This is a genomic window from Asticcacaulis sp. (assembly GCF_020217185.1).
Classification (GTDB): Bacteria; Pseudomonadota; Alphaproteobacteria; order Caulobacterales; family Caulobacteraceae; genus Asticcacaulis.
Genome location: NZ_JAIWNX010000076.1, coordinates 1 through 10,000 on the forward strand (window position 1 = coordinate 1; position 10,000 = coordinate 10,000).

Here is a 10,000-nt window from a genome sequence, read left to right on the forward strand (position 1 = left end):
GAATATCTGCGCCGCAAGGGCTGGATCCTAAAGGTTTAAGGCCGCCATTTAGCCCAATTCATATCCAATTTTACCGTCAGAGGCGACCATTGCGGCGGTAGAAATCACCCCCCAAACAATTGAAACCAAGTTTTCTATAGACAGAATGGCGATTTTGCCCTCCTATCTGGACAATACCAAAATGCAGAATAGGTCCTATAGATCATGAATGCGTCTCCCCCGGAAAAAGCCCCCAGTCTTGTCGTAACCATGGGCCTGATTGGCCTGATGTTCTTCATCTTCGGTTTTGTGACCTGGCTGAACGGACCGCTGATCACCTTCGTCAAGTTCGCCTTCGACCTTGATGATGTCGGCTCCTTCATGGTGCTGATGGTGTTCTACATGTCCTATTTCGTGCTGGCCCTGCCTTCGGCCTTCATCCTGAAGGTGACGGGCATGAAGAAGGGCATGGCGCTGGGGCTTCTGGTCATGGCGGTGGGCGCCGCCATGTTCGGGCAGTTCGCCACGCATCGCATCTATGTCGGGGCCATGACGGGCCTGTTCACCATCGGCGCGGGTCTGGCGCTGCTGCAAACGGCGGCCAACCCCTATATCTCCATCGTCGGGCCCATTGAATCGGCGGCGCAGCGCATCGCCGTCATGGGCATTTTCAACAAGCTGGCCGGCATCGCCGCCCCCTTCGTCTTCGGCGCTCTGGTGATGAGCGGCATTACCGAGTTCGGGGCCAAGCTTGAGGCCACGACCGACCCCGCCGCCCGCGAACTGCTGCTCAGCGGCTTCGCGCAAAAGGTACTGTGGCCCTATATGGGCATGGCCGCCCTGCTGGTGGCGCTGGCTGTCTTCGTGCTGAAATCGCCCCTGCCCGAACTGAAGGGCGAGTCGAAAGCTGAAATCCCTTCGCAAAAAGGCGGCAAGGGCCTGTTCGCCCACCCCAACCTGTTCTTCGGCGTTCTGTGTATCTTCCTGTATGTGGGCGTTGAGGTGATGGCCGGTGACGCCATCGGCACCTATGGCGCGGCCTTTGGCCTGCCGCTCGACCGCACGGTCCTGTTCACCTCGCTGACCCTGGCCGGGATGCTGGTCGGCTATATCGTCGGCTGGATCGTCATTCCGCGTTTTGTCTCTCAGGAAAAATACCTCGCCTTCTCAGCCATTCTGGGTGTGCTGTTCACTCTGGGGGCCTTTCTGACCAAGGACTATGTCTCGGTCGGTTTCGTAGCCGCTCTGGGCTTTGCCAATGCTATGATGTGGCCAGCTATCTTCCCACTTGGCATCCGCGGCCTTGGCCGTCATACCGAGATCGGCTCGGCCCTGATGATCATGGGCATCTGTGGCGGGGCCATCCTGCCGCGCCTCTATGTTGGTCTGGCTGAGGCCATACCGTTCCAGACGGCCTTCCTCGTGGTGATGGCGCCGGCCTATCTCTATATCCTGTTCTTCGCCCTGTTCGGCAGCCGCGTGGCGGCCAAGGGGTAAAGGACGTGGATATGACGCAGTACTTCCTCGGCATAGATGGCGGCGGCTCCAATTGCCGCGCGCGTCTGCGTGACGCCGAAGGTCGCCTTCTGGGCGAAGGCATGAGCGGGTCGGCCAATATCCGTCTGGGGCTCGACCTCGTCTGGGGCCACATCCTCGAAGCCACGGATCAGGCGCTGGCGCAGGCCGGACTGACGCGCGACGCCTTTGCCCGCACAGCGATCGGGTTGGGTCTGGCCGGTATCACCACCGCCGAAGACGCCGCCCGCACCATTGCCGCCGGGCCGCGCTTTGCCTTTGCGTCGGCTGGAACCGACGCCCACGCCGCCGTGCTGGGGGCCTTTTCGGGCCGCGACGGCGCGATTCTGATCACCGGCACCGGTTCGGCGGGCTATGCCTGGGTAAAGGGCAAGGGCCATGCGGTGGGCGGCTGGGGCTTTGAAGTCTCCGACGATGGATCTGCGGCCGTTCTGGGTCGCGAAGCGACGCGCGTCGCCTTGCACGCCTATGATGGCCTTGCGCCGCGCAGCGCTTTTACCGACGCCGTGATGGCGCGCTTCAACGACCAGCCGTCGCAGGTCGTAGCCTGGGCGACGACGGCGCGCCCCAAGGACTACGGGACGCTGGCCCCGCTGATCCTGTCGCACGCGCAGGACGGCGATGCCGTGGCCGTGGCCCTGATCGAACAGGCGGCCCGTGATCTGGGCCGCTATATCCGCCGGCTGAACGAGCTGGGGGCCGCGCAGGTCTGCCTTGTCGGCGGCATGGCGGGCGTACTGACGCCATGGCTGGCCCCGTGGACCCGGCCGCTTCTGGCCACACCGGAACAGGACGCCATCGAAGGCGCGCTGCTGATGGCCAAGGGCGCAGGCAATGGCCTGAGTTCGGTTACTAGTGAGGTTGTTTCGTGAGTTTTACCCTTTCCAATGCCCGCCTTGTCACGCCGGTCGGCGTCGTCGAAGGCTCCCTGACCATCGACGGTGACCATATCACCGCCATCGGGGCCGAAACCGGCGGGCTTGATCTCGAAGGCGGCTATCTGCTGCCGGGCTTTATCGACACGCAGGTCAATGGCGGGGGCGGTGTCCTGTTCAACGACACCCCGACCGCCGAAGCCATTGCCGCCATCGGGGCCGCGCATCGCACCTATGGCACGACGGGCTTCTTCACCACCCTGATTTCGGATGATCTTAGCGTGGTGGACAAGGCCCTGCGCGCCACCGAAGCCGCCATCGCTCAGGGCGTACCCGGCGTGCTGGGCATCCATATCGAAGGCCCCTTCCTCAATGTAAAGCGCAAGGGCACCCACGACGAGAGCAAGTTCCGCCGCCTCGATGCCGAGGCCGTGCAGCTCTTGTCCTCGCTCAAAGCAGGTAAGGTGCTGGTGACGCTGGCCCCTGAACTGGCCGCCCCGGAGGACATCCGAGCACTGGCCGAGGCGGGCGTGATTATCGCCGCCGGGCACACGGACGCCACCTATGCCGAAGCCCGACGCGGCTTTGAGGCCGGCATCACCGGCGTCACCCACCTCTATAACGCCATGTCGCCCCTGTCGCATCGCGCGCCGGGCGTCGTCGGGGCCGTGCTCGAAAGCGACGACATCTATGCCGGCATCATCGTCGATGGGGCACACGTCGATCCGGTGGCCCTGAAGATCGCGCTGAAAAGCCGCCCGCATGACCGCTTCATGCTGGTGACCGACGCCATGCCGACGGTGGGCTCTGCCACCAAGCACTTTAACCTGATGGGTAAGGATATCCGCGTCGAAAACGGCGTCTGCGTCGGGCCGGACGGCACTTTGGCTGGCTCCGATCTCGATATGGCCACTGCGGTGCGCAACAGCGTTCAGATGCTGGACCTGCCGCTGGAAACGGCTTCGATGATGGCCTCGGAAGCCCCCGCGCGTTTCATGAAGCTGCCCAGGACCTACGGTCATCTGGCGGTCGGTGCGCGCGCCGACCTCGTATGGCTCGATGCCGACCTTCAGGTGCGCGGCGTCTGGATCGGCGGTCAGTCGGACGAGGCCCTGCGCAAGGCCGCGTAACCGGCTTGAAGCTGAAAAAACACAAAACGCCCGGCTGATCGCTCAGCCGGGCGTTTTGATTACGACAGAACCACGATCACCACCCGGCGGTTGGCCGCGCGGCCTTCGCGCGTCGTGTTCGGTGCAACGGGCTGTTCCGCCCCATAGGAGATGGAGGCCATGCGGTTCAGCGCCACGCCCTGACTGTTCAGGAAACGCTTCACGCTGTCGGCGCGGGCATTGCCGAGGCGATAGTTGATGTCATCCGTCCCGGTCGAATCGGTAAAGCCCTGAATTTCCAGATAGACATTCTTGTTGTCGCGCTTCAGCCGCGCGGCGAGGTCGGCCAGCACCTGTTTGCCCTGCTCAGACAGAATGGCCTTATCGGTGTCGAACCTGATGGAATCATCGCTCAGCACAACGGAATAGTTGAACTTGCCTTCGGCCAGCTTGCCCGCCGCCGTGGCGCGGCTCAACGCCTCCTGCGTCGTCTGATCGAGTTGCGTGAGACGGGTCTCCTGCTGGTCGATGCGGCCATTGGTCGCCGTAATCTTGTCATCGACGTACTTGTGGCTGGCACAGGCCGTCACGGACAGCATAAGGGGGATCGCCACAAGCAGGGCCCCGGATTTTAAACGCGTCATCGAAAACCTTTCTGTTCACGAATCCACCCATTTCCGCCACGCCCTTTGATTGATAAGGCAAAAATCGACCGAAAAAGGGCACGTGCTGGCCGTCGGTTGCGAACCGCATCGTCCTTTTATATTTCGGTCAGCACCCAGCTGGCGTCGTCATGCGGCTTGAAACGCGGGTAGCGCAGCCCTTCCGGATCGGCGCGTTCGATGTTGCGTAAGCGCTCGATCAGCGCGTCCCCCTGCCCGGCCTTTAGCCCCTCCCGCACCTCGGCAAAGGGCACACCATAGGCCCCCCACAGGTCGTAAAAACCGTCCGTAGCCATCAGCACAGAGTGCACGCCGGCCACCGGGACGCGCGCGACCTGCATCCCCGCCAGACAGGCCGTATCGAGGCTCAACACCCAATACCCGCCCGGCCTATTCATTTTCGAGCGGTTATCGCGCAACAGCGGATCAAGCTGGGACCGCGCCGCCTTCAGTCCGATCGGTCCCTGTTCGGCGCGCATGGCGACCAGTCGCTCAAGTGCTGCCGCATCGAGCGCTTCCAGCACCTCACCGCCCGGCAGGGCCGTCACCGCGCCGTCCGGGGCGATCAGCCACACCTTGACGTCACCCAGCACGCCGATTTCCAGCGTGTCCCCCTCACGTCGCATCACCGCGGCCCCCGCCGATGGCATGGCCCACGGGGCGTCGGGCAAGGGGCCAGCCGCCTCATAAACCGTCCGCGCCGCCTCGATGGCCGCGCTCAGGCGCTCATGCACGCTGCCGGTCGTGTCGGCCAGCCTGTCTGAAACGAAGTGCGCAAACCACGCGGCGTCGCTGGTCCCCGCCATGCGCGACGGCCCCAGCGACGTGGCCCCATCCAGCAGCCACACGGCGTCGCCCGCTGCCCCCAGCGCGTCTTCATTATAGACGCCTCCGCGATTCGATCCCTGAGACACGATACGCATCAGGCGCTCCTTTAAACCGGCATATAGGCGTCAAACCACTCACCGCGCGTCAGGCGGCCGTCGACCTTGCAAATCACATCGACGCGCGCGCGGATACACACGGCCTGATCGGCGACGCGCACCACCTGCTGATCGAATATGATCTTGGCGCGTTCGCGCCGCACCTTTGAGCGCACCTCGAACACCTGCCCGCCGGTAAGCGAGTTCACGAAGTCGATCTCCATGTGCGAGGTCATCAGGAAGATGTTCTGCGGGATCAGATCGGCGAACTTGACGCCCTGATGCTCCAGAAATTCGTGCCGCGCATATTCCATATAGACCAGATAGTTGGCGTTATTGACCACGCCCTGCGCGTCGCATTCGGAATCGCGCACCTTGAGCGTGGTAATGAAAACGCCGTCTTCGACACGGTTGAGCATAGGGCACCTCCGGTATTGCTGGTAGCGGTCCACAGCGCGCCCGGCAAGATGAAACCGCAAGTCCCCTTTACGGTGAAATTACAAACGGCTCGCTTTCCGGCACAGCAAACCCACCGCGAAAAGCCCAAGCTGAGGAGACCGATCATCATAGGGAGATACGATCATGGGCCGTGCCGTTCTGCTGTGGCTTCTGGGGGTGCCGATCCCCGTCATCATCCTGCTGGCGCTTCTGTTCCGCTGAGTGAGGGCATCACATGAAAGCGCTCGATCCGGCGGTTCAATCCGCACAGGCGGACCTTTATGAAGACGATTATTACGAGGTGACGCCCGGTTCCGGGGCCTGCTGGCCGTCGATTCTGGCCGGAGCGGCCGCCGCGGCGGCCTTGTCCCTGATGCTGCTAATGCTGGGGCAAGGGCTGGGCCTGTCCTCGGTGTCCCCGTGGGAATCTATGGGTGAAACCGCCGCCAGGCTGACCGTCGGTGCGGCCATCTGGCTGATCGTCATGCAGTGGCTGTCTTCGGCGCTGGGTGGCTATCTGGCGGGACGCCTGCGCAAGACCTATGTCGGCGTCGATAAGGACGAAGCCTTCTTCCGCGATACGGCGCAAGGCTTCCTCGCCTGGGCCGTCGCGACTCTGTTCACGGCTGCCGTACTGGCAAGCGTCGCCGGTGCGGTTGTGGGTTCCGGCGTGCAAGCCGGGGCCACCGTCGCTGCCGGGGCCGCTTCGGGCGACAGGAGCGATCCGACAACGGCCTATTATACCGACATGCTGTACCGCGCCTCGGCCAATCCCACCGCATCCGTTGCGGGGGCGCCGGCGGGTCAGACCCTGCCGGATGTGACCGCCGAAACCGGGCGCATTCTTAGCTACGGTATTGAGCACGGCGATGTGTCACCGGCGGACAAGGCCTATCTGGCCTCACTGATCGCGGCGCGCACCAATCTCAGCGAAGCGGATGCCTCGGCGCGCGTCGATACGGTTCTGGCTCAGGCCAAGGCCGCCCGCGACGCCACGCTCGAAGCCGCCGACGAGGCGCGCAAGGCGTGGGCCAAGGTGATGATCTACAGCTTCCTGTCGCTGCTGATCGGTGCCTTTATCGGCGCCGTGGCCGGAGCCATCGGCGGCCGCCAGCGCAATCAGGACTAGGCCTCAACCCTCCTCCCCTTTGCGCCGCAATGGGGAGGAGATATCAGGCGATAATGTCCGGGCGGATGCGGTCTTCCAGCGTGCTGATCTGATCGCGCACGGCCAGTTTCTTACGCTTCAGGCGCGCAATCAGGATCTGATCCGGCAGGGGCATGGTTTCCAGCGCCAAAATCGAATCATCGAGATCCTTATGCTCCTGACGCAGGTGCGCCAGTTGCGTGCGCAGATTGACCGTTTCGGCATCCAGCGGCAGGGACGCGATGGCGGGATCGGTTTCGCGCAGGACGGGTTCCAGGTCGTCCTTCTGGTATTCCAGCGCCTCTTCGGTCACCAGTTCCAGATTGCTGTGATCAAGGTCTTCACGATGGATCACCCGGCGTTCGAGGTCGCTGCTCGATTCGACCGGCGTGTTTTTCACCAGTTGCAGCGAGTCGGGACGGAAAAGAGCGCGGATATTGCTGTCATCGTGCATGTGGACCAGCTCCGGTTCGTTCTGAATGGGACATTCTGAAAGGGCCAGGCTGTTCCCGTGTATGCACCGGACGGCCTGTGAATGTTAAGCATTATACCTCAAAAAACCGCGCTCCGAAAGGGCATCGCAGAAGGCATTCAGCGGATTTCGCGGCACAACCCCCGCCCATAGCCGCGCCACGGCCAGCAGGTTGTCGCGCGCCGCCTTTTCCGGTTCAGCCGAGCCGCCCCCGACCAATGCCGCCAAAGCTTCCATCTGAGCGCGTTCGGCCTCGATCTCCAGCCCTTTGATGCGTGTGCGCAAGGCTTCGCGGTGGGCGTCGTCCATGTCCCCGACCACCGCGCGCATCCGCTGACGGATGCTGCGCAACGGCACGACGACTGTATCGGCATAGGCGCGCGATATATCGACCGCCGCCTCCGCCGTCTCTTCGTCCAGCGCCACGCCGCGCACCCCGGCCCACACAGCAAACAGCACCAGCGGTACGTTCTGCCCGTGCGTGTCCTGTAACTCAAGGCACACTGACGGCACGCCGTCGCCCGCATAGGCGGTCAGCGCCCAGTCCCAGAAGGTCGTGCCTGAGTCACTCACCCTTGAGCCCGCTCCAGCGCGTCATCGGGGCCTCGAGGCCGAACAGGTCAAGCGCCCGCGCCACGCTCTGATCCACCATCTCCTGCAAGGACTGCGGGCGGGTGTAGAAGGCCGGCACCGGCGGGGCGACAATGGCCCCCATCTCGGTTACGGCGGTCATGGTGCGCAGATGCCCCAGATGCAGCGGGCTTTCGCGCACCATCAGCACCAGTCGCCGCCGCTCTTTCAGGACCACATCGGCGGCCCGGCTGATCAGGTTGGAGGTCACGCCCGTGGTAATTTCGCTCATCGTCTTGATCGAGCACGGGGCGACCAGCATCCCCAGTGTGCGAAAAGAGCCCGAAGCAATCGTCGCCCCGATGTCGCCGACCTTATGCACCTGATCGGCCAGGGCGTTGAGATCGCCAATCGTCAGGTCGGTTTCGGCATTCAGGGACAGGGCCGCCGCGCGCGACACCACCAGATGGCTTTCGATCTTAAGCTCACGCAGCATTCGCAGTGCGGTGATACCATAGACCGCACCGGACGCCCCGGATATGGCTACGATAAGTCTTTGATTAGCTTCCGCCATTGCCGCGCGTCCTTTTTGTTGCCACAATAAGTGGCTCATAAGATTAAGCTTTTACTAAATATGAATCTCGCAAATCCGTGATCGGATGTAATGGATCGTGATTACACAGTAAAGCGTTTTGGGTGTTCCCTATACGTGTTCAGGCCTCGATCCGACCACGGAGCATGTGGGAAAAGGGATGGGGTTCCGGTCGGCAGTATCCTCTTCCGGCCCAGTCTTACGAGCAAAGGAGATAGCTCATGAGCATCGAAGCGAGAGTGCGTGAACTTGATCACCGTCATCAGGTCCTCAAGGACACCATCGCCCGCGAATCGCGTTCGCCTTCGGCGGACTCGCTCTATCTCAAGGAACTTAAGCGTAAGAAGTTGAAACTGAAGGATGAAATCGACACCATCAAAGCCACTCTGCGACAGGAACGAACGTATGAGACTCTCCAGTGACGGGGGGTGATGGCTTTTTGAAACACGAACGCCGGAGGGGACACCTCCGGCGTTTTTTGTTGCAAACCAACCGGGTTCAGGAGCCTGTTCGCTACTTGACCGCTATTTCGAACGGGCTGACTGGCAGAGTGGCGTCGGTGAGATTGCACACCGGCGAGTCCCCCCAGCAGTAGCGTACGCGGGTGGCCGAAGCCACCGAAGGCCCGCTCAGCACCAGCGCGTCACCGGTCAGGCGAGCCTCGGCGTACTGACAGCTTCCGATGCCCTCGCCACACAGTTCAAAGCGCACAGCCGCCTGTCCATCGCTGGTTTTCAACGCACCGTCGAGGTGAGCGAAGCGCACGCTTACCTGCCCGTTGGCGCGGGTGGCTTCGATCGGCACGCCACCGGAGGGCGACAGTGAGGCCTTATAGATCAGGCTTTGCGCCGCACGCGACAGGCGCTTGCCCACGGTCAGCTTGTCACGCGGGTGGATGTCGAGCGGATTGCCGATGTCAATGGTAACGGCATAGGCGGCGCGCTTGTCATTCAGTGCGGCGCGGCGTTGCGCCTCACGCACCCCTGACCAGCCGGACTCGACGGGCGCCGTGGGGATGGTCCCGAAATTGGCCAGTTGCACCAACAGGAAGGCTGTGTCCGGCCCGAACTGCTGCCGCCAGTCGGCCATCAGCCCGGCCATCAGCGCCTCGTACTTAGCCGCTTCGCCGGTATTGGACTCGCCCTGATACCACAGCGCTCCGGTCAGGGCGTAAGGCCCGATGGGGGCAATCATCGCCTGATGCAGGGTGATCAAACCGCCGGTCGGGTCCCACGGCGCGGTCGGCGGGAAGCGCACGTTTTGCGGCGGCTGCCAATAGCGCCAGCCGGTCTGCAAGGGCTTGGCCGTGCCGTTGGCCAGCCGCAGCTCGCGCACGGCGTCGCCGAACATGCCGCCCTTGGCCCACAGATCAACGGCCTGCACGACGATGACGTTGTCCCCGGCCTTCAGCGTACCCGGCGCAAGCTTGTAATGGCGCGCATCGGCCGGGGCCGAGGTATAGCCGACGGCGAGGCCATTCACAAAGGTCAGGTCGATATCGTCGATGGCCCCCAGGCTGAGCGTCGCCCCCTGTTTCGCCTCTTCAGCCGTCAGTTTGACCGTAACTGCGTACCACAGCGGTCCGTTGTAGTCGCTTAGGGCCTTGACGCCCCAGTCCTCGAAATTGCGGCTGACATCGGGGACGGCGGCCCAGCCGGTCAGGGCCTGCGGCGTCACCGCCCAGGGTGTCCCCGGCC

The 10,000-nt window shown here is 63.0% G+C and carries 12 protein-coding genes; 5 read left to right on the forward strand and 7 right to left on the reverse strand.

Translation table 11 applies throughout. The annotated features are described in order from the left end of the window. Nucleotides 1-204: 204 nt before the first annotated feature. From LDL37_RS03645 to nagA, 3 genes are read left to right on the forward strand one after another with little or no spacing between them, the layout of a single operon-like run. Nucleotides 205-1,476, forward strand: coding sequence for a sugar MFS transporter (locus tag LDL37_RS03645; protein WP_290794493.1), 1,272 nt, complete (start codon nt 205-207; stop codon nt 1,474-1,476). Between the two features lie 11 nt (nt 1,477-1,487). Then, nucleotides 1,488-2,387: a BadF/BadG/BcrA/BcrD ATPase family protein gene (locus LDL37_RS03650; RefSeq protein WP_290794496.1), complete on the forward strand. Its 900-nt coding sequence runs from the start codon at nt 1,488-1,490 to the stop codon at nt 2,385-2,387. Continuing rightward, nucleotides 2,384-3,520 carry an N-acetylglucosamine-6-phosphate deacetylase gene (gene nagA / locus LDL37_RS03655; RefSeq protein ID WP_290794499.1) on the forward strand — a complete coding sequence of 379 codons (1,137 nt, stop codon included), beginning with the start codon at nt 2,384-2,386 and terminating at the stop codon, nt 3,518-3,520. Before LDL37_RS03650 ends, nagA begins: the two co-directional genes overlap by 4 nt. A 59-nt stretch (nt 3,521-3,579) precedes the next feature. Here the strand turns inward: nagA and LDL37_RS03660 are convergent, their stop codons facing one another. The 3 genes from LDL37_RS03660 to LDL37_RS03670 all read right to left on the reverse strand — a co-directional run bounded on the left by LDL37_RS03660 (nt 3,580) and on the right by LDL37_RS03670 (nt 5,503). Then, complete coding sequence (locus tag LDL37_RS03660; protein ID WP_290794502.1) at nt 3,580-4,143, reverse strand: OmpA family protein; 564 nt, start codon at nt 4,141-4,143, stop codon at nt 3,580-3,582. Nucleotides 4,144-4,259: 116 nt separating this feature from the next. Continuing rightward, nucleotides 4,260-5,084 (reverse strand): protein phosphatase 2C domain-containing protein, encoded by an 825-nt coding sequence (locus LDL37_RS03665; protein WP_290794505.1) that lies wholly within the window; start codon nt 5,082-5,084, stop codon nt 4,260-4,262. Nucleotides 5,085-5,095: 11 nt separating this feature from the next. Further along, nucleotides 5,096-5,503 carry a thioesterase family protein gene (locus tag LDL37_RS03670; RefSeq protein WP_290794508.1) on the reverse strand — a complete coding sequence of 136 codons (408 nt, stop codon included), beginning with the start codon at nt 5,501-5,503 and terminating at the stop codon, nt 5,096-5,098. A gap of 254 nt (nt 5,504-5,757) precedes the next feature. Between LDL37_RS03670 and LDL37_RS03675 the strand changes: the two genes are divergently transcribed. Further along, the gene (locus LDL37_RS03675; protein WP_290794511.1) at nt 5,758-6,651 is read left to right on the forward strand and encodes a hypothetical protein; all 894 of its coding nucleotides are present in this window, start codon (nt 5,758-5,760) and stop codon (nt 6,649-6,651) included. A 43-nt stretch (nt 6,652-6,694) separates the two neighbouring features. Here the strand turns inward: LDL37_RS03675 and LDL37_RS03680 are convergent, their stop codons facing one another. From LDL37_RS03680 to LDL37_RS03690, 3 genes are all read right to left on the reverse strand, one after another. After that, nucleotides 6,695-7,123, reverse strand: a complete 429-nt coding sequence (locus LDL37_RS03680; RefSeq protein WP_232037104.1) for a DUF465 domain-containing protein — start codon at nt 7,121-7,123, stop codon at nt 6,695-6,697. 84 nt (nt 7,124-7,207) lie between these two features. Next, the gene (locus LDL37_RS03685) at nt 7,208-7,714 is read right to left on the reverse strand and encodes a TIGR02444 family protein (RefSeq protein WP_290794515.1); all 507 of its coding nucleotides are present in this window, start codon (nt 7,712-7,714) and stop codon (nt 7,208-7,210) included. Beyond that, complete coding sequence (locus LDL37_RS03690; protein WP_290794518.1) at nt 7,707-8,285, reverse strand: UbiX family flavin prenyltransferase; 579 nt, start codon at nt 8,283-8,285, stop codon at nt 7,707-7,709. Before LDL37_RS03690 ends, LDL37_RS03685 begins: the two co-directional genes overlap by 8 nt. A gap of 239 nt (nt 8,286-8,524) precedes the next feature. On the opposite strand from LDL37_RS03690, the gene LDL37_RS03695 reads away from it, so the two are divergent. Continuing rightward, nucleotides 8,525-8,725, forward strand: a complete 201-nt coding sequence (locus LDL37_RS03695) for a DUF465 domain-containing protein (RefSeq protein ID WP_013479202.1) — start codon at nt 8,525-8,527, stop codon at nt 8,723-8,725. 91 nt (nt 8,726-8,816) lie between these two features. Here the strand turns inward: LDL37_RS03695 and LDL37_RS03700 are convergent. Continuing rightward, a partial coding sequence (locus LDL37_RS03700) for a sialate O-acetylesterase (RefSeq protein WP_290794525.1) occupies nt 8,817-10,000 on the reverse strand: 1,184 nt, incomplete at its 5' end.